The organism is Klebsiella indica, assembly GCF_005860775.1.
GTDB classification, from domain to species: Bacteria; Pseudomonadota; Gammaproteobacteria; order Enterobacterales; family Enterobacteriaceae; genus Klebsiella; species Klebsiella indica.
The window spans coordinates 1-24,173 of the sequence record NZ_VCHQ01000006.1 but is presented as its reverse complement, the minus strand read 5'-3'; the positions used below and the strand labels follow the sequence as shown (position 1 = coordinate 24,173).

Genomic DNA, 24,173 nt, shown 5'->3' with positions numbered 1-24,173 from the left:
GCTGGAGGGCGGGTTCTTTGTCTTAAAATGACTGGCGCATGCTGATGGTCAGGTGGTTAACGGTGTGGATCGGCGTAACGGCAAAAGTCAGAATGCTAATCTGGCGGGTGCTGACATGATCCGGCTGCGATAACTAATCTGCTGAACAGGCCGTGCTGGCGTTGAGCGAAGGGCAAGTGAATAACGGCATGAAAGGGAAGGGGATAAGTTTTACCTCTTTAACCGCGGCAGAAATGGCAGGAGACTCGGCGACTGGCTGACGTTAAGCGCATAGCATCTTTATACGGGAAAGCGTTAGCCGCCTGCAGACGGCAATGCTGGCGTACTCTTTCATACTGGCTTGTTATCAGTCCTCCCCGGCATATCAGCTATGCAGAGGAGGACGGGTATTGGTTATTTGCACCGGACCGATTGTTTTATCATCGACGCAAATTCAGCAGTACGCCAATAAATACCCCAACGGCGGCAGCGACGCCGACGCTTTGCCACGGTTTGTCGTGTACGTAGCTGTCTGCGCACCCTACTGCATCGCGAGCGCAGCCCATGGCATCACGTGCCGCCTGCTGGACGCGGTTATTGCCGTGAAGCCGGGCGCGGGTCTCTTTTAGCAACGCCTGCGCTTTTTTGCGTGCGGCTTCCCCTTCCTCTTTGGCATCGCTGCCCCATGATTTGAGTACCTCTTCCAGCGTATCCGCAAGCTGGCTGACATCATGGTGGATCTCTTCTGCGCTGTCTTCTGCGGTGTTGCGGTTTGCCATTGGTTTCTCCCTTAATTCCGTTGATACCCGTCATGCTTCAGGGGGGATGAAAAGTGCGTTATCTTTCCTCCGCACGCTGAATTATTCAGGATAGAAATGTTCAGTGTAGTCCAGAATGTTGATTTCTGCTGTCCGACGCCGTTTATGGAATATTCCGAAAGCGTTGTCTTTAATAAATAAGGTAAGGTTAAGATGCGGTAAAAGATAATGAGGAATGAGTATGTATTTAAGACCAGATGAGGTGGCGCGCGTTCTTGAAAAAGCCGGTTTCACCATGGATGTTGTGACGCAAAAGACCTATGGCTATCGTCGTGGTGATAATTATGTCTATGTGAACCGTGAAGCACGTATGGGGCGTACCGCGTTAATTATTCATCCGGCTTTAAAAGAGCGCAGCACGACGCTGGCGGAGCCCGCGTCAGATATAAAAACCTGCGAGCATTACCAGCAGTTTCCGCTTTATTTAGCGGGTGATGCGCAGCAGCATTATGGTATTCCACACGGGTTCAGCTCACGGATGGCGCTTGAGCGTTTTTTAAGTGGTTTATTTGGCGAAGCGCAATTTAGCTGATGAAAAGAGCTGGCGCGATTTTGGATTAGTTTTGGTGAATGCCAGATGAAGCGGGCGTGAAGCGAAGCGCACTGCGGCAGGTTTTCAGTGCAATAGCCGTGGGCACGGGGGCGGGCGAAAGGCCCCCTTTCGCCGGAACCACCGATTTACCGCCTTTACTGAAGCGGTTCAGGCTTTGGCATGCTGGTAGGAACTAACGCGAAACAGGCGACGACAATAGTCGAGGAAATAGCCGTATGCGGCGCCCATCATCATGGATATCACGATATTTGAACTGACCGCGGCGGCTATTTGATGCCAGTCAGCGCCGACAACCAGCAGAATTCCAACATATACCGGTGACTGAAAGGTTACATAGGCAACCACATCCGCAATATTCTTCATCCACCCTGACGAGCTGATGCGGCGCGCCTGGCGCATGGCGAAATCGCGGTAAAAACCGTAAGGAACGGCAATAATAATGTTCACCGGGATTGCCACCAGTCTTGAAGATAACGACTGCTGAAAAGACATTTCGCAGAGAAAGATTTCGATTATCATGTTCACGACGGTGCAGTAAACCACCATCGCAAAGGTGTCTGCTACCGCATGCCGCAAGCGGGACTGAGCAGAGAACATCGGTGTGCTCCTCGGAAATAAAGCCAGTTATGGCAGAAGATTTGCTTATTTACAGTTGTTTTTCATTGCATGTATTAGCGTTTGTAGATTATATCTCTACTTTAAAACTTACAACTAGCTATAAATTTTTATTTAATGGCTTTTTGTCGATAAAATACTCTGTATGGGTCTGTTTTTTTTGTGTTACGCTATTTTTGTTCCCGTTGCTTATTTTTGTGTTATTTATCAATGACTTAATTAAAATCCTCTTAATGTGGATAAGCGTAGTGCGGTTTAGCGATGGTCTGCTTTAGGTGCAGAATCGCGTTCAGATAGGGATTGTATCCACTTTAGCGTTTTTACCGTGTTTTAGGGTGGTCACTCAGCATAATGGTCTGTTTTGCATTTTGAATATAAAGTCACATTTTATGTATTAATATTCTTTATCCGCGAGTTTCTCGCGTTAGTGGTCTCCCAACGATATACGGTTAACGTTCTGAGCAGACAAGAGACAGGATGATGAATATTTCACAACGAATATTTATCGGCATAATCTATATTATTCACTTTGAATATTATGCTTGTATCGATTTGCTTCCGGTATTTCCTGGGGATAATGATATATTATGAATTATCTAAAGGGTGGAAAATAATAATCTTATCAATTAAACTACCACCGTACCTGTGTTTTATTTACTGTCTGGAAATTTTTTGATTATATGTCATTACGATTAGATAAACTGAATAATATTCGTTCACTCCGCGCAATGTCCCGTGAATTCTCCATTGACGAGCTTGAAAATATGCTGGAAAAGCTCAGGACTGTCACTGAAGAAAAACGAGCTGAAGAGCAGGCCGCTCAGAAACAGCAGGCGGAATATCAGGAAAAAATACATACCTGGCTGGAATTGATGAGGGCTGACGGTATTACGCCGGAGCAATTAGTTGGTCTGTCCGGCGCCAGCGCTAAGCGTGCGAAAAAGCGTCAGCCGCGTCCGGCGAAATATCGCTTTACCGATCATACCGGCGCAGAAAAAACCTGGACCGGACAGGGACGAATGCCAAAGTGTCTCGCTAACGCTGTTGCGGAGGGGAAACCCCTTGAGAGCTTCCTGATCTAAGCCAGAATCATTCGTCGTGCTGCCGGAAGCAATGTGAAGGCCTTTCACCGCGTCGGTCAGAGTGACGTTCAGGGATCAGCCGGATTATTGCCACCGTATATGTAACCTGGACTATGGCGGATATATTATTCATCCAGTCATTATCTGCCCGCACGGCAGTCATCCGATTGTCACCCGCTTCAACGCTCTCAAAGGGAGACGTTAACGACGGTTCCACGGCATTACCGCCAGCAGGCGAGCCATACCGCAAAAGCCGGTAATACCGGCGAAGGTTAATCCGGCGCCGACGAAGCCGCTAAGCAGGAAAAAGCCGCTGTTAAGCGCATAACCTGATACAACCCCAAGCAAAATCAGGACGCCAGCGGCGATCTGCACCTGGCGCATTAGCGGCAGCGGCTGTGATTTATCCTCTTTCACCGGTAGACCCGCCGCTTTCCACGCCTGAATGCCTCCCGCCAGCAGTTTCATCTGCGCGGGGGCGGCGGCTATCGCCAGACGGGCGGCGTTATTCTGCGTCCGGGAACCGGCCTGACAGTGAAAAATGATCGTCTCTTCGGCACGGGGGTGTAGCGTCGCGCCATTGTTCAGCGTGTCCAGTGGCACCAGTTCCGCGCCGGGGATATGTTCGCGAGCGTACTCATCGGTATCGCGGATATCAACCAGCCGGGCGCCCTGGGCGATGAGCGCCTGGGCTTCTGCAGGAGAAAGAGTAGCGATAGTCATAAACCTTCCTTAAGGACAATAGATTGACTTCAGGGTGGCCACGATTTGCTGAACCGCTGGCCGGGTAATGAAGTAATGAATCCGCTGCGCCTGGCGTTCGCTGCCGATAAGCCCTTCATCACGCATCCGCGTCAGATGTTGTGATGTTGCCGAGGGGCTCAGGCCGGTGATCCGCGCCAGCTCACCGGCGCTGACCCCTGGGGTTTCGCACAGCATGCACAGAATCAACAGCCTGCTGGGGTGGCTCATGGCTTTCAGCAGGGCGGCGGCGTCTCCGGCGCTGGCCTGTAGCTGTTCTGGTGTATTCATTTATTTTAGTCTTTTCTAAATTTAGAAAAATATAAAATAAAAAACGCGATTGCGCCAGCGATAGAAAATTTCTGCAATGGCATCATTCGTCAGGAATTATGACAATGCCTTACCAGGGGGCGCGATTAAGCCGATAGCTGGATGGTCTGAACGATAGGCATGAGCGCACCGGAAGGCGCTTTTTGCCACAAGTAGGTCGCCCGGCATTGCGGAGGTTATTCTGGCTGTGGCGCGCTTCTGCGTGACTCGCCGTTTATTTGAGCGCCCAAACGGCACGGTTCGCGCCTTGACACGCAGCCTGATGACGCCAGCGGCAGTCACGCACCGGGGCGGGACACCGCCTAGCCCCCATGGCTTCCGCGGCGGGCCGCGCGGCGATACAGGGTACTGCGCGCGACGCCTAGCGCCTGCGCGGCTTTGCTGACGTTGCCGTTATAGCTCGCCAGCGTATCGGCAATCAACTGGGCGTCGTGCTGCTGAAGACCTCGCGGCGCAGGGCTGACGGGGCGGGGGCGATATTCTGCGGGGAGCGCATCTATTCTCAGCGTTTCCCCCTCTTCAGCGAGCGCCAGTAGCACCTTCAGCAGGCTCTGTAACTGACGGACGTTACCTGGCCAGGATTGCGTCGCCAGGTGATCAAGCACCTCTGTCGTCAATGTAATTTGCCGCTTTTCCCCGCCCAGGTCGCGCCATAGGCGGCGTATAAACGTCGGCAGTTCCGGCCAGTCGCGCAGCGGCGGTAGCGTCAGGGAAAACTCACGTAAGCGATAGAACAGGTCTTCACGGAAAGTCCCTTCGGCGACGCGTTGCGCCAGATTACGGTGCGTGGCGCAAATCACTGCGAAGTTGACCTGTACGCTCTGGCTGGCACCGAGCGGCGTGACTTCCTTTTCCTGCAGGATCCTCAGCAGCCGGGTCTGTAAGGTTAACGGCATATCGCCCACTTCATCAAGAAACAGTACGCCGCCGTCAGCTTCGCGGATCTTGCCGATATAGCCGTTTTTGTTTGCGCCAGTAAACGCGCCGGGCTGATAGCCAAACAGTTCTGATTCAATCAGCGATTCCGGAATGGCGGCGCAGTTGATGGCGACGAATTTACCGTCGCGCCAGCGGCTATGCTGATGCAGGGTACGGCTGAGATACTCTTTGCCGCAGCCGGTCTCCCCTTCAATACACAAGCCGATCCCGGCGTTAAGCAGGCGAAGCAGTTTTTCTCCTTCTCGCTGTCTGGAGAAGGGGAGGTCGATGGCCGGTCGCGCTGTTATCGCCACGCCGCCAGCGGTCGGGGCGCGTAAGCGGTAATAATAGTTCTGGCCGCAGACGGCGAGCGGCAGTGGCACAGTTACCGCGGTTTGCGCCACCAGGGGAAAAATCTGTCGGAAGGTGAGGTGGCCAAATTGCTCCGCATGGAGATTGAACTCGCGCATTGCCAGCCGGTTAGCCGCCGTCAGAACACTATCCGTAAACACCAACAACAACTCCTCCACGCTGTCGAGTTTTTCCGGCTGGGTATGCAGGCTCATCAGCCACTGCTGCGGATGCAGACTCCGTTTAACCCACAGATACTCAATCTGCTTCGCTGCCCCTTTTACCCATGCCAGTGTCTGAGCATGCGGATACCGGGCCGGGCCGGAGATATCCAGCACCCCGGCTATCTTTCCATCGGGGCGTTGTAGCGGTACGGCGGCGCAATAAAGCTCCTGATTACTGGTCAGAAAATGCTGGCGGCCATCAATTTCACAGCTATCGTCGATCGCCAGCGCGGTGCCAATGGCGTTGGTTCCGCGCCTGTTCTCGCTCCACAGGTTTCCCGGCGCTAAAGCGAAACGCTGCGCTTTCTGCATGGCATGCGTATTACCGAAAGTTTGCAAAACCAGGCCACTGGCGTCGGAGAGGACCACCACCGATTGCAGGTCGCTCACTTTTTGGGTTAGCCCGTTAATGACCGGCTGGATCAACGTTTGCAGACGGCTATGGCTGGCAAGCCTGTCAGCCAACTCGCTGGCGTGCAGGCTGGGGAAGTCATCCGAGGCGGGATCGAGACCGTAACGCTGACTGCGATACCAGGATTCACTCAGTAGCGGGCTCGCTTTGACTTCTGGCGTCAGGGCTAACGGATTGGCAGGCACAAGGCACCTCACAGGTGATTTTATTGTTGCAATATTGTAGCTACATGGTTTTCTTGGTGTTGCGATTTGCAACACATAAGAAGCATTCTGCGGATCAGAAAAAATAATCTGATATCTAATTTATTGAATATTTTCATATTTTATGAAAAATGAAAAAGTGGCATAACCCCTGCTATGGATTGCAGGCGCCGCGAGCAATCGTACAAAACTAATACGCCGCTGCGCCTCAACCCTACAGAAGGAGATTCACGATGCGTTATGCACATCCCGGCACACCGGGCGCTTTGGTTTCATTAAAGTCCGCTTACGGTAACTTTATTGACGGTAAATTTGTTGAACCGATTGGTGGTGAATTCTTCATGAATACCTCCCCGGTCGACGGCAGCGACATCGGGCAGTTTCCACGTTCAGATGCCAAAGATATCGACTTCGCCCTTGATGCGGCGCATCGGGCTGCCGAAGCCTGGGGCAAAACCCCGGCCCAGCATCGTGCTAACCTGCTGTTGCAGGTGGCCGATCGTATCGAGGCGAACCTGGAGTATCTGGCGGTAGCGGAGAGCTGGGATAACGGTAAACCGATCCGCGAGACCCTTAACGCCGACCTGCCGCTGGCGGTCGATCATTTCCGCTATTTTGCCGGTTGCCTGCGCGCGCAGGAGGGGAGCACGGCGGAGATCGACGAAACGACGGTGGCCTACCACTTCCATGAGCCCCTGGGCGTCGTCGGGCAAATTATTCCGTGGAACTTCCCGCTGCTGATGGCGGCCTGGAAGCTGGCTCCGGCCCTTGCGGCAGGCAACTGCGTGGTACTGAAACCCGCCGAGCAGACGCCGCTAAGCATCACCTTGCTGCTGGAGATTATTGGCGATCTGTTCCCGCCGGGCGTACTCAACGTGGTGCAGGGCTTTGGTAAAGAGGCTGGCGAGGCGCTGGCAACCAGTAAACGTATTGCCAAAATCGCCTTTACCGGTTCGACGCCGGTGGGACGCCATATTATGGCCTGCGCGGCGGAGAATATTATTCCCTGTACCGTGGAGCTGGGCGGTAAATCGCCGAATATCTACTTCGCTGACGTGATGGAAGGCGAAGAGGAGTTTATCGAGAAAGCGGTCGAAGGCCTGGTGCTGGGCTTTTTTAACCAGGGAGAGGTTTGCACCTGTCCGTCCCGCGCGCTGATCCAGGCGTCTATCTACGAACCCTTTATGGCGCGCGTCATGGCGAAAGTCGCGCAAATTCGCCGCGGCGATCCCTTCGATACCGACACCATGATCGGCGCGCAGGCGTCGCGCCAGCAGTTTGATAAGATCCTCTCTTATATCAAGATTGCGCGCGATGAAGGCGGCAAGATCCTCACCGGCGGCGAACGCGCCACGATCTCCGCTGAGCTGGATAACGGCTTCTATATTCAGCCAACGTTGATTCAGGGGCGTAACGATATGCGTAGTTTCCAGGAGGAGATTTTTGGCCCGGTTATCGGCGTCACGACATTTAAAGATGAAGCAGAGGCGCTGTCTATTGCCAACCAGACCCAATTTGGTCTTGGGGCCGGGGTGTGGACGCGGGATACCAACCTGGCGTATCGCATGGGGCGCGGTATTAAGGCCGGTCGGGTGTGGACCAACTGCTACCATATCTATCCGGCCCATGCGGCCTTTGGCGGTTACAAGCAGTCTGGCGTAGGGCGGGAAACGCATAAGATGGCGCTTGATGCTTATCAGCAGACGAAAAACCTGCTGGTCAGCTACGGTACCGCGCCGCTGGGGTTGTTCTGAGCGAACCGCCGTTACGTCCCTGATGAATAAATACTGCCCGCAATCCTCAATACAGGTTGCGGGCTTTTTATGTCCTGTGAAGATTGCCATTTGGCGATTTTTCCGTCATGAGTATTGACGGCTTCCATGATTAAAGATGTGATGACTAACAAACAGAAGCCGTTGGCGACGCGGTTTCATCAGAAAACGTTCTCATTTGAACAAGGATAAAAACATGAAGTTGAAGTCAGGTATCGCTTTCACCATCGCCGTCATCGTCTTTGGCGCTCAGGCCCGTGACATGAACAGCATCGAACAAAGCGGTGTACTCAAGGTCGGCGTGCCGGGAGACTACGCGCCGCTGGCGTTTCACAATAAAGCCGGGGAGTTACTGGGTTACGACGTTGATATGGCGAAAGATCTCGGCAAGCGTCTTGGGCTGAAGGTGAGCTTCGTGCAGACCAGTTGGCCGACGCTGTCCGCTGACCTGAAAGCCGACAAATTTGATATCGCCATGGGCGGCGTAACGGCAACCCTGGCGCGGGCAAAAGATTTCGCCTTAAGCAAGCCGGTAGTGCCGAATGGCAAGATTGCGCTGGCCAACTGTGCGGCGGCCCCCGCACTTGGCAGCCTGGAGAAAATTGACCAGCCAAATGTGAAAGTGGTTGTCAATCCAGGCGGCACCAACCAAAGCTTTGTCGATGAACATATCAAGCATGCGCAGATTATTCGGGTGAAAAATAACGTCGATAACCTGGAAGCGCTGCGGCGGAAAACGGCGGATATGATGGTCACCGATCTAATTGAAGGTGTTTATTATCAAAGTAATGAACCGGGGGTCTTTTGCGTGGCTAACGAGACGCCGTTTCCCGGAACCCGCAGCTTTAAAGTCTATATGATGAATAAAGATAATCCGCAGTTGCTGGAGAAAGTCAATCAGTGGCTGGAGAGCCAGGACAAGAATGTGCTGAAGCAGAAATGGCGGATTCACGACCAGATAACACACTGATATAGAAAGGGAATTTATGAGCGCTGAGCTAGCCCTGCCCATCAGGCAGCAAAACCAAAATATCGTTCGCCTGGCCACGGCACAGGCGCTGGCGGGGGCGAACTCGGTGGTGTTTTACGCTACCGGGGCGATTGTCGGTAACGCAATCGCGCCCGATCCGACGCTGTCGACGCTACCCATCACCATTTTTGTGCTGGGAATGGCGGCCTGTATTTTGCCGTTTGGCGCGCTGGCCAGAAGGCGCGGGCGCAAAACGGTTTTTATGACCGGTACGGGAGCCGGTATTCTGACGGGACTGACGGCGGCGCTGGCGGTTGTTGTCAGCTCATTCTGGCTGTTCTGCCTGGCGGCTTTTTTAGGCGGAGCCTATGCGGCAGTGGCGGTGTCATTCCGTTTTGCCGCCGCCGACGGCGTCAGCAACGAACGCCGCGCACGGGCGCTCTCGCTGGTGATGGGGGGCGGCGTGGCGGCCGGGGTGATTGGCCCGATGCTGGTGACCGGTACGATGAATCTGTGGCCGCCGCATACTTTTGCGATGACGTTTATCGCCCAGGGCGGGGTGGCGGCAATATCGGCGCTGGTATTGCTGGGGGTAAAAACCGCGGTGCCGGTTGCGCAGACGAAATCCGGCGGGCGTCCGCTGAGGGAGATTGTGCGCCAGCCGGGCTTTGCCCGGACGGTGTTTAGCGGCGCGGTTTCTTACATGGTGATGAACTTTCTGATGACCGCCGCCCCGCTCTCCATGCATATGCACGGTCTTTCGCAGCAGGCGTCGAATCTCGGTATTCAGTGGCATGTGATCGCCATGTACGGCCCCGGATTTTTCACCGGTAGGTTAATCAGCCGCTTCGGAGCCCGGCGTATTAACGCGGCCGGGTTAATACTGCTGGTTCTGTCGGTGATGGTTGGCCTGGCCGGTATCGATGTCATGCACTACTGGTTGTCGCTGATCCTGCTGGGTATCGGCTGGAACTTTGGTTTTACCGGCGCGTCGGCGCAGATTATGGATTTTCATCGTCCGGAAGAGAAAACCCAGGTGCAATCGCTGAATGATTTTATTGTATTCGGCGTAATGATGATTGGCTCATTTTCTTCGGGGGCGTTGATGAACCTTTTCGGCTGGAATGCCGTGCTGTGGGGCTCGCTGGTGCCGGTTGTGGTGGCGCTGGTCGTGTTGCTGGTCGGCAGGCAGAGAGTATTAAAAGGTTAAAATCTTCTCTCTGCTGCCGCAAATGGTCGCCGTCAGTCTGGACACGGTATGCGTGGAATAACCGGAGCGTGCAGGTCGCAGGCGAGAATGATTCTCCTGGCTTCCCGGGAGCAGAAAAGAGATATCGAAAGCGCCCGACCGCTAATCTGCGGTTGGGCGCAGCTTGTCACACAATATCATCCACCACGCCGCCATCCACGCGCAGCGCCGCGCCTGAAGTCGCGGAGGCCTGAGTCGAGCAGACGTAAACCACCATATTGGCGACTTCATCTACCGAGGCCGCACGCTGAATCACCGAACTCGGGCGGTTCGCCATCACGAACTCTTTTGCCAGTTGTTCCAGCGATTTTCCGGTCTTCGCGACTTCGTCCTTCATCATTTCGGCAAAGCCATCGGAGATGGTTGGTCCCGGCAGCACGCTGTTAACGGTGACGCCGCTACCGGCGACAAACTTCGCCAGCCCGCGGGCCAGCGATAGCTGAGCGGTTTTCGTGACTCCGTAATGAATCATATCCGCTGGAATATTGCGTGCCGATTCCGAAGAGATAAACACTACCCGGCCCCAGCCTTTTTGCACCATCGCCGGGAGCAGCGCGCGGGAAAGGCGAACCCCGGACATCACGTTGGTTTGCCAGTAGTTTTCCCAGGTCGCATCGTCGGTGGCATAGAAATCCAGCGGGCCGTAAATACCGGCGTTATTAACCAGGATGTCGACACCGTTTACCGCCTGCACCAGTTGGCTGACGCCTTCGGCGCTGCTCAGGTCGGCAATGGCCGGGCGCAGCTTCGCGCCGGGAACGTCATTTTGCAAACGGGCGATGGCCGCGCTCACGCTACGTTCGCTACGACCATTAATAATGACTTCCGCCCCGCTGGCTGCCAGTCCTTTGGCGATGGCGAAACCAATACCGCCGCTGGAGGCGGTGATCAGTGCGGTTTTCCCCGATAAATTAATATTCATGCTGATAGCCTTATTTTTTGTCGAACAGACCATTAAGCGTAGCAGTGAATAAGATGCTATTGACGTTTTCCGGGTTAATAACCGCTCTGTTTGTTAACAAGATTTTTCAGCGGCAGCGCCTGTTGCAGACGCTGAATGTTGTCCAGTAGCTGGCGGACAATCACCTCAGTCTGCGCCATGGAGGCCATATGTGGGGTGATCACTACCTGCGGATGTTGCCATAGCGGATCATCCTGCGGCAGCGGCTCGACGGGAAACACATCCAGCACCGCGCCGGATAATTTGCCACTATCCAGCGCCTGGAGAACGTCCTGATTGACCATATGCTCGCCGCGGCCACAGTTAATTAGCGCAGCGCCATCGGGCAGTTGCGCCAGTAAAGGCCGGGCGAGAATGCCTCGCGTCTGTTCCGTTAACGGCAGAACGTTGATCAGCGCATCCAGTTGACCAAGAAATTCACCGGCCTGCGCCTCTCCGTGATAGCAGCGCACGCCCGCAAGGGATTTTTCGCTGCGCGCCCAGCCGGAAACCTGATATTCCAGCCCGGCAAGCTGCGTGGCGATATAGCCGCCAATTTCACCGAGCCCCATCACGCCAACGTGATAATCGGTCGCCGCACGCTGCGGATATATCTTCCAGACGCGCTCGCGCTGGTGGGCCAGCGCCCGATCGAAGCGGCGCTGAAACCAAAGCACGCCCCACAGGGCATATTCAAACATGCCGTGGCGAAAATCTTCGTCAACCACCCGGCAGAGCGGCACGTCGCTGGCAAAGACGCTGGCGGGCAAATGATCGACCCCGGCAGACGCGGCCTGGATCAATTGCAACTGAGGCGAGTGAACCAATAGCTGCGGATCGGGAAACCAGCAGCAGGCGTATTGCGCCTCGCGGGCGGTGGGATCGGCGGGCAGAACCGCCTTCACCTGGGGGAATGCGTTCAATGCCGCGCAAATTTCTCCGGCATACTGAGGATCGTTACAATCCACGACGATAGTTAATTGAGTCATAGGCATCAGTTTTTATAAGCAGTATCAAGACGATCGAGGCGGCGCAGCCACGCCTGCCACACTAACTGGCGTTCATGTTCAACCCCCATAAGCTGCTCGCAGGCGTGCTGGCTCAAATGCTCCGGGATCGTGTGAATGGGACTGAGCGGCGCCAGCTGCGCGGCGGCCATCTGGATCTCGCAGGCGCGATTCAGATAGTACATGATGTAAAACGCATCGGCGACGGTGCGCCCGACCGACAGCAGGCCGTGGCTTTGCAGGATCATGGCGATATTGTCGCCGAGCGACTGCTGGATCCGTACGCGTTCATCGAGATCGAACGCCACGCCCTCATAGGGATGGTAGCCGACGCGTTGATAAAACTCGGTGCTGATCTGGTTAAGCTGCAGCAGGCCATCTTTACAGGCGGCGACCGCCATTCCCGGCAGCGTGTGGGTATGAATAACGCAATGGGCGTCTTCGCGGGCCATATGGACCGCGCTGTGAATAGTAAAACCCGCCGAGTTTGCCGGGGCGCTGCCCTCGACAACCTTGCCCTGCATATCGACGACGATGAGATTGCTGGCCGTGACTTCATCAAACATCATGCCAAAGGGGTTAATCAAAAAACGCGGCTCGCCGCCGCCGGGCAGGCGCACGGAGAAGTGGGTATAGAGCGTGTCTTCCCAGCCGAACAGCGCCGCCAGACGATAGGCGGCGGCCAGTTGCTGGCGTAATTCCAGTTCAGTTGCCATTTATTGCACTCCCATAAATTCACGAATGCGGGTCAGGGACGGATCGGCGGCGCCGTTACGGATACGCTGCGGCGGCATATCGCTCTGCACCACGCCATTTTCCATCATCACGATCCGGTCAGAAATCGATAACGCAAAATCCATCTCATGGGTCACGATCAACATCGTCATGCCGTCACGGGCGAGGGACTGAATTACTTTCAGCACTTCGCCAACCAGCTCCGGATCCAGCGCTGAAGTCGGTTCATCGAACAGCATGATATCGGGCTTGAGCGCCAGGGCGCGGGCGATGGCCACGCGTTGTTGCTGGCCGCCGGAGAGCTGATACGGATATTTTTCGGCATGGGCCAGCAGACCGACGCGATCCAGCAGCCACAGCGCCTGCTCTCTGGCCACCGGGCGATCAAGCAGTTTGTGATACAGCGGGGCGAGCATAACGTTATCCAGCACCGTGCGATGGGGGAACAGGTTGAAGCCCTGAAACACCATGCCGATGCGGCGTACGCCAGCGCGCATTTGCTGCTTATCAACAATGGAGGCTCCCTTCAGGTAATCTTCGCCATACAGAATAATTTCGCCGGCATCAATGGTTTCAAGGGCGTTAATGGTGCGGATCAGGGTGGTTTTGCCGGAACCTGACGGCCCGATGATGCTGATCACTTCGCCATTTTCAACTTTCAGATCAATACCTTTCAGCACCTCATGCTGGCCCCAGGACTTTTTGATGGCGTGCAAATCCAGCGCCGGTGGATTGCCGCTGGCGGGCTGCGCCTTTTGCCCCTGTACCGGCGGTTTCAGCTTCTGGCGCAGGGTTTCGCATTCGCTGTCATTAAGCGTTTGCGGACGTTTGCGCTGAATATCCAGCAGGTTTTCCAGCGCCCGGAAAAGCCAGCTAAAGACGGTGACCACCATAACGTAATAGATGGCGACCGCCAGCAGCGTCTCCATCACGAGGAAATTCTGCGCGTACAGACGCTGGCCGGTAAGCAGCAGTTCCGGCAGTGAAATCACCGACAGAATCGAGCTGAGTTTAATGATGGTGATATATTCGTTAATCAGCGTAGGCAGCGAAATGCGAAACGCCTGCGGGATAATAATTAAGCGCTGAATACCGATAAAGCTAAAACTTAATGCATGCCCGGCTTCGCTTTGCCCTTTGGCGACGGAAAGCAGGCCGCCGCGATGGATTTCCGCCATATAGGCCGCTTCGGTCACCGTCATTGAAATCAGTCCGGCAATAAATGGAATACCGAGCAGCGGCTGGGTGACCGGAAATAGCTGCGGCAGGTTATAGACAAAGACCAGTAATACCATCAATGGTACGCTGCGGAAAAACCAAATATAGAGTTCGACGGGAACTTTTAGCCAGCGCGGGCCGGAGAGCTTGGCGCAGGCTAAAAGAAAACCTAATATCAGGCCAATAAACCAGGACAGCGAACTGACCGCGACAACGGTTACACATGCTTGCCAGAATGCGCCAAAGCTAAATAATGAGAAAAAGTATCCCCAATCGAACTCCATACCGACTCCTGTTTCTTTATTGTATTAATCGATGCTTTCTAAGTTGTATTTCTTGATGATGGCGTCATATTTGCCGTTGGCTTTAAGGGCGGCTAACGTTGATTTAATGGCCTCGGCCAGTTCGGTGTTGCCTTTGGCGACGTAAATTCCCAGCGGTAATGGATAAACCAGGCGGCTCGAACTGATTACCAGGCGACCACGGCTTTTCCCGACAATAATTTGCGCCGCCGGGGCGATTTCTAACTGGGCGTTAATATTTTTTGATAACAGCGCCTGGGAGACTTCAGGCGCGGTCGGGTATTCCTGAATGCTGATGGCCGGTTTACCGTTTTTCAGGCAGTAGTCGTCGGAGTGTTTTTTCAGGCTGGAAACCCAGGCTGTTCCCTGTTGCAGACCCACCTTCACGCCGCATAGCTCATCTTCCGTTTTCGGCTGAATGGGGCTGTTTTTCAGGGCGATAATCGATGCGCCGGACAACGCGTAAGGGATGGCATCCGCCTGTTTCTGGCGTTCCGGGGTGACGTACATTCCGGAGATCACCGCGTCATATTTTTTACCGATGCCTAAAATCAGGCTGGTGAATTTCGTGTCAATAAGCTGCGGTTTGGCGTTCAGATGTTCGGCGATCAGCGTCGCGAACTCCGGGTCGATACCGACGATATTGTTATTGCTGTCGTAGGACTCAAACGGCGGATAGGTCACTTCCATACCGACTTTAAATACGCCGTTGGTCAGCAATTCAGCCGCCTGAGTGAGCGGTGAAAAACAAGCAGTGACGGCGATGGATAACGCCACACGGCGCGAGAGTTTTTTTAGCGTTTGTTTCATCATTTATCCTCACGGGTTCTCACGGGTTGTTAACGGTTTTTTGTTGCGCTTGTTTTTTCAGATGACCAAATGTATTGGTGCCGCGGGCGCGTTCGGGGAGCTGGAGCTCACCTCTGGTGACTTTCTCGCGCAGGTAGCGATAAGTCTGCAGCGCCTGGCTCCACATATGTTCGCCGATGCTCAGTTCCTGATACTCGCTGGCTTCGCCTGCTTCGAGGAAGCCCGGAAGGGGGCGAATCAGCGTGTGATAGTCGCAGGCGAAAAACAGCGGGAAGGAGTAGCGTTCCTGCGGCACCTTGCGTACCCGGTGGGCTGTTGCAACAAATGTGCCAGCGCTCAACACTTCCAGCATGTCGCCGATATTAATCACGAAAGCCTCTTCTCCGCTGGCGCTTTTCAGCGGTGGGGCGTCGATCCAGTTGCTATCTTCATTCAGCACTTCGAGGCCAGGCTGGTCGGCGAGCAGTAGAGTGAAACACTCGTAGTCGGTATGTGCGCCAATACCGGGAACATCTTCGGCGCTGGCGTCAAAGGGGTAGTGGATCAGGCGCAGTTTCGAAGGCGGGCAGGTGACCATGGAACGGAAATAGCCTTCCGGCAGACCGAGGGCGAGAGCAAAGGCATCAAACAAGCGATGCCCGAGTGCGAATACCGCATCATAGTAGGCCAGCACCCGGGATTTAAACTCCGGGACATCCGGCCACTCGTTGGCGCCAATCAGCGGTGTTCTGGCAATGACCAGAGGGTGATCGTCGGCGGCCTGGAAGCCGATATCGAACGCCTCTTTATGGTCCGGTTTGCCGGAGCCGTAAATCTCTTCGCCCTCGGGGACATAACCTTTGTGGCTTTTTGACTGGCCGATGTAGTACGCCATCTTGCGCTGCATCGGCAGGGCGAAAATCTGTTTTGCCGCCGCGCGGATCCCGGCGATCAATTCGGGCGCAATGCCGTGACCGGTAATGTAGAAAAAGCCGACGTCACGGGCGGCCCGGCCGATGGTGTCGGCCACCGCCTGGCGTTTGGCGGGATCGTCGCAGGCCAGATCGCTGATATCTATTATCGGTAATTCAGTAAAAGCACTTTTTGCGGCGGTCATTTCGGCAGTTCCTTATTCAGTTAGCGAGGTAAATTCAACAAAATGCTGCTGTTCATGCTGGGCTATCCAGGCGTTCAGCGACCAGAGATCGGCCACCGGAACGTTGGTAAACGGCAGGTGATGCAAATAACCATCGGGGCCAAATTCCGGCGTCAGCGTGGTGTGCTGGTAGCCACGCTGGCGTTGCGATTGCCAGATCTGCTGCCAGAAACGCTGTTGAAACCGCAGGGCAGCCTGGTATTCCGGCGCGGCGGGATGCGGCACCTGCGGCCCCTGGTCATATCCGACGCGGGCCTGAATATGGTGTACCCGTTCAATAAAGGTGCTGAAATCATCGCAGGGGTCGTCGAGCAGGCGCTCGCTCACGACAATCCAGTGGCTGATATCCGCGGTAAAGCGCAACTGCGGCAGTTGCTGAATGATCTCCAGCGTCAGCCATGGGCTATACAGCGACGTGGCGCGATGGGTTTCAAAGCTGCAGGTCAGCTCATACTCGGCGGCCAGCTCATGAGCCTTACCGAGAAAATCGACCTGCTGCGCCAGCGGCCAGCGATCATTACCGGCCAGCAGGTTGACGAAACGAGGATTCAACGCTTTCGCCGCCGCAAATCGTTCTTTTAAACGTTCCAGATGCTGCGCCGGCGTTTCCGACTGAGCCGGAATGACGCCGCCGCCGCTAAACACGATGGCGATATACTGGAGCGCCGACGCTTCAATCCGCCGACCCAGCGTCTGCTGCTCTTCTGCGCTAAGCGGGACTCGCGCTTCAATGCCGCAGCAGCCGGCGCTTTTGAGTTCGCTAACCGTTTGCTGCCACGGGGTGGTGACGCCCCACAGCGTGCGAAAGACGTTGAGCTGCATGGTTTATCCTCTATTCATATTTCACGCCGGGGAGAACGCAGAGCATTTCATACAGCAGGTTGGCGGCCAGCTGCGCGGTGTTGCCGCTGATGTCATAGGGCGGGGAGACTTCAACGAGGTCGCAGCCAATCAGGTTCAGGCCGCGGCAGCCGCGCACAATCTCCAGCGCCTGAATCGACGTCAGGCCGCCCACTTCCGGGGTGCCGGTGCCGGGCGCCCAGATGGGATCGAGGCTGTCGATATCAAAGCTGAGATAGACCGGACCCTCGCCCATTTGCTGGCGAACTTCCGCCATCAGCGGTGCCAGGGATTTGTGCCAGCATTGCTCCGCCTGCACCAGACGAAAGCCCTGATCGACGCCCCACTGGAAGTCACCGGCAGCGTAGCCTTGCGCACGCTGCCCGATCTGGACGACGCGTTTAAGGTCCAGCAGCCCCTCTTCGACGGCGCGGCGGAAGGTGGTGCCGTGGGCGATTTTTTCGCCGAACATCTCATCGTTGGTATCGGTATGGGCATCAACATGAATCAGGCCGACCGGACCATGTTTTTTGGTCAGCGCGCGCAGGATCGGCAGGGTGATGGTGTGGTCGCCCCCCAGCGTCAGGGGAATCAGCGGGAAACTATTTAAACCAGTGTAGTAATCTTCGATGATCTGCACGGATTTCAGCAGACTGTAGGTGTTAATCGCTACGTCACCGATATCCGCTACCGACAGTGAATCAAAGGGGGCCGCGCCGGTAGCCATGTTGTATGGACGAATCATGACTGATTCGTTACGAATATAGCGTGGTCCGTAGCGCGTCCCTGAGCGCTGGGACGTTCCGATATCCAGCGGAATGCCGACGAATGCTGCATCAAGTCCCTGTAAATCTTCAATAAATGGCAGGCGCATCATTGTTGCGCGGCCAGCAAAGCGCGGCATCTCGTTGCCACCTTGCGGTTGATGAAAGACGTTATCCATTTCTGCTCCTGAATCTGACATACAAAACTCAACAGCAGGGATTGTGCGAAAGATGTGCTGGACTTTACATCGTCTGCCGTAAATACTCAGTTCATTTATTTGTGAACTAAACGCCATGCTTAATGACGCCACGCTAAATATTCGACAGCTACAGGTTTTCGAGACGGTGGCCCGTCTTGAGAGCTATAACCGGGCCCAGCAGGAGCTGGGGATCTCTGTATCCGCGATCAGCAATGCGATGTCGCAACTGGAAAGCCAGCTTGGTTTTAGCCTGTGCCAGCGCGGACGCGGCGGTTTTGCCCTGACCGAGAAGGGCCAGCATTTTTTGCAGCAGGCGATCCGCGTACTGAGTGAACTGAACGAGCTGGAGCGCCAGTCGGCGCTGCTAAAAGGCGAGCACAGTGGAACGATTTGTATCTCAGTGCTCGACTCCATCGAAACCGAAACCGCGCTGTCGCTGCCGGTGGTGCTACGCAGCTTTAGCGATAAGTTCCCCAATGTGCATATCAAGCTGATTATCCGTACCCCGGCGGAACAGCTTAACGGCGTATTGAATAACCAGATCGATCTTGCCATTGGCAGCTATAACTCGCAGGTGCATAACATTATCAGCGAACCGCTGTATCGCGAGCAGCACTGGCTCTACTGTAGCGATCTGCATCCGATGTTCTTCAGCCGACAACTGGACAAAGATCAGATCAGCCAGTGCCCGCTGGTAACACGCAGTTACTGGAACACCAGCGACCTGCGGCGGCGTGGATTCAGCAAGGGCAGCGCCACCGTTGAAACGGTGGATGCGCAGCTGCTGTTGATTCTGTCGGGGAAATATATCGGTTATCTTCCAGAGCATTACGCCTGGCCGTGGATTAAAGAGAATCGGCTGCGGGTATTATTGCCTAATGAGTTTGGTTTTCAGTCGCCATTCTCGGCGATATGCAAACGCGGGCGCAGCAATGAACCTTTTTTGAAAGCGTTTCGTGATCTCCTGAAGAAGAATACGGTGGCCAGACCGAAGTGGAATGAATAAAGGCGGGTTCAGGTCTAAGAAAACCTGGGCCATGAAGATAACGAAGAACGCTGATGTCATTCGCCAGGAGAGATATCCTGCGGCATTTATGTAGGGAAAATCCCCCTGATGGCGAGTTCATAATAAGGTGTTGGTGTGGTTTCCATAGCGGCGAGTTGAGAGGTTTTTGGACTCTGCTGGCGGTGCAAAGAGATAATCATCCATAGGTAGTTTGATGTTCGAGGCATAACTTTTATATTCTCCGGGCGTCATATTGCTCAGCGACTTAAATTCACGCAGAAAATGTGATTGATCGCTGTATCCGAGATCCAGTGAAAGCGATGAAAGAGACAGTTTCTTGTTTGTACTGATCAAGCCGATAGCGATTTGGAATCTGATTAACCGGCAGAATGTTTTCGGCGACAGACCGGTATCCTGCCTGAACATGCGTTGGATGGTTCGGCAACTGTAGCCAGTCAGGCGTTGCAGTTCTTCAATGCGAATATCGCCTTTGCATTGCTGAATAGTTTGAATCATATATTTGGTGATATCTGAAATGTCACGGATCAGATGTGGGGCATACTTAGACTGGAAGAGCGACGTTCTTTGCATGAAACTGGTGCATGATGTTATCTCTTCGATCAAATTTTGCGCATTGCTCAGCGAGTCAAGGATGTTGATCTCTTTATCGGCGAGATCTTCGGCGGAAAGATCGCTAAAACCGGGGACGATGCCAGGCAGAAAGCGCACCCCAAAATACTCATGTCCGGCCTTAAATTCCGTAGAGTGTGTGGTTAACGTGGTGCCGCAGATACGTGCGCCACGAGAATGTTCATCACAATCAAAAACGATATCTGTACACCCATCAGGCACGGCAAGTGTCTGATTTTCTTTGCCTGTAACTTTGAAAGTATAAAAATGAGAAATTCTATCGTCGTTTAAGACGTGCTCTTTATAGCTGTCATTTCCACAGGCAACAAAGTGAGGCTGTAGCGGATGAATACCTTTAGGCTTAAGAGCACTTGTTAACTGTGACATGTTAACTCCAGTTTTTTGATTCAGGTCAAAAAACAAGATGCATGTTCCATACCAAAAATTGATTTGCTTCGTATTACACGATGATATTAACAAATAGAAACACTTTCCTATCCAGGTGTTTGTATTAACGAAGATTATTGAGAAAGCGATGGCATTATCCGTGATCACAAATGGCCGGAGAAGAGAAGGGCGTTGCCCCGAAACAGGGCATATATCCTGAAACGGGGCGCATGAGGCCATTGTTGGTGTTTAAAACCGGGAAAACCGATATGGCGCAGGGTTTATCAGTGGCGTGCTCCCGGTGATGAGATCTGCCGCCAGTTGGCCCGCTGCTGGCGATGTCCCAAAGCCATGACCGGAAAAACCGGTGGCTAATGTCAGCCCTGGAATTTTATCAACATGTCCAATGACCGGGTTTGAATCCGGGGTGACGTCAATGATTCCTGCCCAGGCTTCTTCAATCACGGCATTTTCGAAAGCAGGCCAGGCCGCTCTGAGATTATTCATCGCTTCGTTGTTTAGCGCCATATTGGCTGGTGGATCCATGGTGCGGACACGTTCGAAAGGCGAAATACGGTGATTTCCCCAGCGGCGGGACAGCGCTAAATCTTTAAAGAAATATTTCCCTAATGAGACCCGCAGCATGCCGCGTTGGCTACGCAATTGGGGGACGTAGCGTAGCCCCGTCAGGATATGGTCAAGCGACAGAGGGGCATCAAGGGCGCCACGTTGAGTAATAATGTATCCGCCATCCCGGTGTTTACGGAAGGAAAAATCAGGTGCGCCGACAGCAATTTCGCTCGGGCCTTCCATCGGGCGTGTTCGTAATACCGAGCAAATGAGCGGCAGGGTCGGCAGCGATACACCGAGGTTGCCTAAAAAACGTCTCGACCATAACCCACCCGCCAGTAGCACGTGCTGACACTGAATTTCGCCTTTCTCAGTGATGACACCACTCACCTTTCCACCGGAGGTTGATAAGCTACGCACTGCACAGTTTTCAATAATGGTTGCGCCTTTGGCGATTGCCGCATTGGCCATCGCGCTGCCAGCCAGTGTGGGTTCCGCCCGCCCGTCTGATGCGGTATAGATACCCCCTCGCCATTGCCCTTTACCGCCTGGAACCAGATTGGCTATCTGTTGCGCGCTGAGCAGGCGAGAATCTAACGCGAGATCGCGCACTGAATTCAGCCAGTTTTCATGCATCGCCATTTGCGCTTCGTTGCGCGCAATGAACATGATCCCGGCCTGGCGATAGCCAACATCGCATCCTACGCGTTCAGCCATCGTAGACCAGAGACGATCGGCCGCTTGAGCCAGCGGAATATCATCGGCGCTTCGGCTGGTTTTTCGAACCCAGCCTAAGTTTCGCGATGATTGTTCCCCGACGAGATGTCCTTTCTCCAGTACAACCACGCTAATATTGCGCTCGGCCAGTGTTAATGCTGCCGTCAGCCCAACAATGCCACCGCCAATAACGACAACCGTAGTTGACGAGGGAAGTTGGTCGGAGGTACGAACAGGGGCGATTTTCGGAGCCATAAGGGGGAATCCTTAGATAATAAACTTTTCGGTATTGATCGTTACATCGCGATCACTATTTATGAGCCGACAGTGATCGTTTTCACATCTGCGGTTGACGCATTGCGATATGCGGTCACTTCGATCTCAACTTTATAAATTGAGCTGCCAAGTGGTGGGCAGGTTATTGTTGTTGCCGGATTGATGCCGCGAAATTTATGTCCAAGAATCGGGATAACAGCGGGAATATCGTTTGGATCCTGAATATACACTCGGGAAAAAATGACATCCGCCAGTTTTATATCCACAGCCGCCAGTGCCGTTTCAATATTAGCGAAAACCTGATGCGTTTGTTCAGTGATGTCATCGGAAATGATTTTAGTTTGTGGATTGCGTCCCGCAGTATTGGAGACATAAATCCAGTTATCGACAGCAACAATACGTGAATAACTGGCTTCAGCTTCAAAGGGTGAACCGCTGTTGACTTTAATGATTTGTGGCATGATTTTTATCCGTTAGAGAGTAAAAATGTTATGACAAGAGAGACAATTTAAATCGCCTCCCTTGTCTGTGATTTAACTAAGAACTGGCGTTTCCCAAAGATTCAGTTTCACGCCAATATTTTTGGCGAGAGCGTTGCGGTATATTACTGTGCCCCAGGCGACGTCCTCAACGGGCATACCGCCGACGGACATAATGATTATCTCTTCATCATTATTACGGGCCGGCGCATCTCCCGCGATAATTTTGCCGATATCTTCAATTTGCTCGGCAGTCATTTTCCCTTCATCGAGCATATCCATAAACCGAACGCCAATGACCGGGATATATTTATGTGCCGGTTTGGGGACTTCTTCATACCAGGCTTTATACAGGCCGGTATTATCGACGACTTTACGCACGTCGGCCTGCTCCATTCCTTCATCAATATTACAATAGGCAGGCATCGCCAGAAATGCGCCAGGCTTAACCCATTCGCGTTTTACCATGGGATAGGTTGAAGGATCACCCGTTTCGCCTGAATTACAATAAGTCACGATATCTGAGTCGCGAACGACTTCTTCGAGAGTTTCCACGACTTCAATGGTGGTAATTTGTGGGTAGTTTTCTTTTGCCCATGAAATAAAACTGTTAAGGCTTTTCTGGCCTCGTCCTTTGATTTTTAGGGTGTCGATTTGCGGGCAAACGGCAATAAATGCGGCGACAGTGGTTTTCCCCATGACTCCTGGCCCCAGCAGGCCAATGGTTTTCGAATCCTTACGTGCCAGATAGCGAGCGCCCACACCTGGAATGGCACCTGTACGGTATGCAGACAGTAAGTTAGCAGACATATGGGCTAAAGGCGCCCCGGTGTCAGCGTCATTGAGGGTAAACATCAGAATAGAACGCGGCAGGCTTTTTTCGCGGTTTGCGATGTTGGAACCATACCATTTTACGCCAGCGGTACAAAAATCCCCGCCAAGATATGCCGGCATTGCCATAAAACGCCGATCAGCAGTGGGTTTTGGCATGTTAGGAAACGGGGAGTCTTCCGGGAAAGTCACCATGGCACCGTGCGAATCATTGTTTGCGCCAGCCATACGATAATCACCGCGATATAACAGAACAAACATCTGTTCCATTGTATCGACACAGGCGCTCATATTGGTGACGCCGGCTTTTATCATATCCTGTTCGGAAAGGTAGATGAAATCGATCCGGGTGCTGTCAGACATAATGAACCTCGTAGTAGTAGTATCTCATTGAGTTGTGTTGATATTTGTAAAATAATTCGCGTTGCATCAAGGCGAAAACTCAGCGCATCCCCGGGAACGAACAAATAGTTCGTGGCAAGGGTGAGCGCCAGTAGCCAATAACGATGTTGCTTGAAGTATTAATGGTATATATCAACAATCAGCGTTCTGTCGGTATAGTGATAATGGATTAGCACGGAGCGGTATTGTATTTTTGCGACAAAGTACGGTTCTAATGACAACAACATGATATTAGAGCCATTATTCTTTTTATGGTATGGGTTAATTGAGCTGGCGCAGTCGCTTAGCTCATATAAAATTGTTTTCATCAGGAAATGACGTTTTGTGGCTGTTGATGGCTTTGTTGAATAAATCGAACTTTTGCCAAGCGGCAGGATCAGATCACGCATTATCCTGATAATACAGACAACACCGTGGCAAAGCAGAAGTACAAAATCACCAACTGGAAGGCCTATAACAAGGCCCTCATTCATCGCGGCTCCGTCACTTTCTGGCTGGACGACGAAGCCATTCAGGCGTGGTACGAATCAGCAACGCCCTCATCACGAGGCAGACCTCTGCGTTATTCAGACCTTGCCATCACTACCGTTCTGGTCGTTAAGCGCGTTTTCCGGCTGACCCTGCGGGCTGCACAGGGCTTTATTGATTCCATTTTTGCCCTGATGGGCATTCCTTTGCGCTGCCCGGATTACACCAGTGTCAGCAAA

Annotated in this window: 24 protein-coding genes; 7 read left to right on the top strand and 17 right to left on the bottom strand. The window is 53.5% G+C overall.

The annotated features are described in order from the left end of the window. Positions 1 to 419: 419 nt before the first annotated feature. A complete protein-coding gene (locus FE839_RS04965; protein ID WP_138359736.1) occupies positions 420 to 758 on the bottom strand; it encodes a DUF883 family protein in 339 nt (112 codons plus the stop codon). 220 nt (positions 759 to 978) lie between these two features. Between FE839_RS04965 and FE839_RS04960 the strand changes: the two genes are divergently transcribed. Beyond that, the gene (locus FE839_RS04960) at positions 979 to 1,329 is read left to right on the top strand and encodes a DUF2002 family protein (protein WP_138359735.1); all 351 of its coding nucleotides are present in this window, start codon (positions 979 to 981) and stop codon (positions 1,327 to 1,329) included. Between the two features lie 168 nt (positions 1,330 to 1,497). Here the strand turns inward: FE839_RS04960 and FE839_RS04955 are convergent, their stop codons facing one another. Next, the gene (locus FE839_RS04955; RefSeq protein WP_138359734.1) at positions 1,498 to 1,947 is read right to left on the bottom strand and encodes an L-alanine exporter AlaE; all 450 of its coding nucleotides are present in this window, start codon (positions 1,945 to 1,947) and stop codon (positions 1,498 to 1,500) included. A 698-nt stretch (positions 1,948 to 2,645) separates the two neighbouring features. On the opposite strand from FE839_RS04955, the gene stpA reads away from it, so the two are divergent. Next, positions 2,646 to 3,047 (top strand): DNA-binding protein StpA, encoded by a 402-nt coding sequence (stpA, locus tag FE839_RS04945; RefSeq protein WP_138359733.1) that lies wholly within the window; start codon positions 2,646 to 2,648, stop codon positions 3,045 to 3,047. Positions 3,048 to 3,248: 201 nt separating this feature from the next. Here stpA and FE839_RS04940 read toward each other — a convergent pair whose 3' ends face one another. The 3 genes from FE839_RS04940 to FE839_RS04930 all read right to left on the bottom strand — a co-directional run bounded on the left by FE839_RS04940 (position 3,249) and on the right by FE839_RS04930 (position 6,208). Further along, complete coding sequence (locus FE839_RS04940) at positions 3,249 to 3,770, bottom strand: rhodanese family protein (protein ID WP_138359732.1); 522 nt, start codon at positions 3,768 to 3,770, stop codon at positions 3,249 to 3,251. A 9-nt stretch (positions 3,771 to 3,779) separates the two neighbouring features. Continuing rightward, on the bottom strand, positions 3,780 to 4,079 hold the full coding sequence (locus tag FE839_RS04935) for an ArsR/SmtB family transcription factor (protein WP_138359731.1): 300 nt from the start codon (positions 4,077 to 4,079) through the stop codon (positions 3,780 to 3,782). A 341-nt stretch (positions 4,080 to 4,420) separates the two neighbouring features. Further along, positions 4,421 to 6,208, bottom strand: coding sequence for a sigma-54-dependent Fis family transcriptional regulator (locus tag FE839_RS04930; RefSeq protein ID WP_138359729.1), 1,788 nt, complete (start codon positions 6,206 to 6,208; stop codon positions 4,421 to 4,423). 251 nt (positions 6,209 to 6,459) lie between these two features. Between FE839_RS04930 and exaC the strand changes: the two genes are divergently transcribed. The 3 genes from exaC (at position 6,460) to FE839_RS04915 (ending at position 10,178) form a co-directional block, all read left to right on the top strand. Further along, positions 6,460 to 7,980: an acetaldehyde dehydrogenase ExaC gene (gene exaC / locus FE839_RS04925; protein WP_138359727.1), complete on the top strand. Its 1,521-nt coding sequence runs from the start codon at positions 6,460 to 6,462 to the stop codon at positions 7,978 to 7,980. Positions 7,981 to 8,194: 214 nt separating this feature from the next. After that, positions 8,195 to 8,968 carry a transporter substrate-binding domain-containing protein gene (locus FE839_RS04920; protein ID WP_138359725.1) on the top strand — a complete coding sequence of 258 codons (774 nt, stop codon included), beginning with the start codon at positions 8,195 to 8,197 and terminating at the stop codon, positions 8,966 to 8,968. A 16-nt stretch (positions 8,969 to 8,984) separates the two neighbouring features. Then, the gene (locus FE839_RS04915) at positions 8,985 to 10,178 is read left to right on the top strand and encodes an MFS transporter (RefSeq protein ID WP_138359723.1); all 1,194 of its coding nucleotides are present in this window, start codon (positions 8,985 to 8,987) and stop codon (positions 10,176 to 10,178) included. 166 nt (positions 10,179 to 10,344) lie between these two features. On the opposite strand, the gene FE839_RS04910 is transcribed toward FE839_RS04915, so the two are convergent. The 8 genes from FE839_RS04910 to speB all read right to left on the bottom strand — a co-directional run bounded on the left by FE839_RS04910 (position 10,345) and on the right by speB (position 18,147). Then, positions 10,345 to 11,139, bottom strand: coding sequence for an SDR family NAD(P)-dependent oxidoreductase (locus FE839_RS04910; protein WP_138359721.1), 795 nt, complete (start codon positions 11,137 to 11,139; stop codon positions 10,345 to 10,347). Positions 11,140 to 11,213: 74 nt separating this feature from the next. After that, positions 11,214 to 12,146, bottom strand: coding sequence for a 2-hydroxyacid dehydrogenase (locus FE839_RS04905; protein WP_138359719.1), 933 nt, complete (start codon positions 12,144 to 12,146; stop codon positions 11,214 to 11,216). 5 nt (positions 12,147 to 12,151) lie between these two features. Next, complete coding sequence (locus tag FE839_RS04900; RefSeq protein ID WP_138359717.1) at positions 12,152 to 12,880, bottom strand: class II aldolase/adducin family protein; 729 nt, start codon at positions 12,878 to 12,880, stop codon at positions 12,152 to 12,154. Next, a complete protein-coding gene (locus FE839_RS04895; protein WP_138359715.1) occupies positions 12,881 to 14,401 on the bottom strand; it encodes an amino acid ABC transporter permease/ATP-binding protein in 1,521 nt (506 codons plus the stop codon). Positions 14,402 to 14,425: 24 nt separating this feature from the next. Then, complete coding sequence (locus FE839_RS04890) at positions 14,426 to 15,229, bottom strand: ABC transporter substrate-binding protein (RefSeq protein WP_138359867.1); 804 nt, start codon at positions 15,227 to 15,229, stop codon at positions 14,426 to 14,428. 19 nt (positions 15,230 to 15,248) lie between these two features. Continuing rightward, complete coding sequence (locus FE839_RS04885; RefSeq protein WP_138359713.1) at positions 15,249 to 16,325, bottom strand: isopenicillin N synthase family dioxygenase; 1,077 nt, start codon at positions 16,323 to 16,325, stop codon at positions 15,249 to 15,251. A 12-nt stretch (positions 16,326 to 16,337) separates the two neighbouring features. Next, positions 16,338 to 17,186 (bottom strand): sugar phosphate isomerase/epimerase family protein, encoded by an 849-nt coding sequence (locus FE839_RS04880; RefSeq protein ID WP_138359711.1) that lies wholly within the window; start codon positions 17,184 to 17,186, stop codon positions 16,338 to 16,340. 10 nt (positions 17,187 to 17,196) lie between these two features. Then, positions 17,197 to 18,147: an agmatinase gene (gene speB / locus FE839_RS04875; protein WP_138359709.1), complete on the bottom strand. Its 951-nt coding sequence runs from the start codon at positions 18,145 to 18,147 to the stop codon at positions 17,197 to 17,199. Between the two features lie 115 nt (positions 18,148 to 18,262). Between speB and FE839_RS04870 the strand changes: the two genes are divergently transcribed. Beyond that, complete coding sequence (locus FE839_RS04870) at positions 18,263 to 19,174, top strand: LysR family transcriptional regulator (protein WP_138359707.1); 912 nt, start codon at positions 18,263 to 18,265, stop codon at positions 19,172 to 19,174. A gap of 117 nt (positions 19,175 to 19,291) precedes the next feature. On the opposite strand, the gene FE839_RS04865 is transcribed toward FE839_RS04870, so the two are convergent. The 4 genes from FE839_RS04865 to FE839_RS04850 form a co-directional block, all read right to left on the bottom strand. Beyond that, positions 19,292 to 20,191, bottom strand: a complete 900-nt coding sequence (locus FE839_RS04865) for a helix-turn-helix domain-containing protein (protein ID WP_171034824.1) — start codon at positions 20,189 to 20,191, stop codon at positions 19,292 to 19,294. A gap of 249 nt (positions 20,192 to 20,440) precedes the next feature. Continuing rightward, on the bottom strand, positions 20,441 to 21,733 hold the full coding sequence (locus FE839_RS04860) for an NAD(P)/FAD-dependent oxidoreductase (protein ID WP_138359703.1): 1,293 nt from the start codon (positions 21,731 to 21,733) through the stop codon (positions 20,441 to 20,443). A 59-nt stretch (positions 21,734 to 21,792) separates the two neighbouring features. After that, positions 21,793 to 22,215: a RidA family protein gene (locus FE839_RS04855; RefSeq protein WP_138359701.1), complete on the bottom strand. Its 423-nt coding sequence runs from the start codon at positions 22,213 to 22,215 to the stop codon at positions 21,793 to 21,795. A 72-nt stretch (positions 22,216 to 22,287) separates the two neighbouring features. After that, positions 22,288 to 23,427: an ornithine cyclodeaminase family protein gene (locus tag FE839_RS04850; RefSeq protein ID WP_138359699.1), complete on the bottom strand. Its 1,140-nt coding sequence runs from the start codon at positions 23,425 to 23,427 to the stop codon at positions 22,288 to 22,290. A 452-nt stretch (positions 23,428 to 23,879) separates the two neighbouring features. On the opposite strand from FE839_RS04850, the gene FE839_RS04845 reads away from it, so the two are divergent. Then, on the top strand, positions 23,880 to 24,173 hold a 294-nt coding region (locus FE839_RS04845; protein WP_171034823.1), incomplete at its 3' end, for a transposase.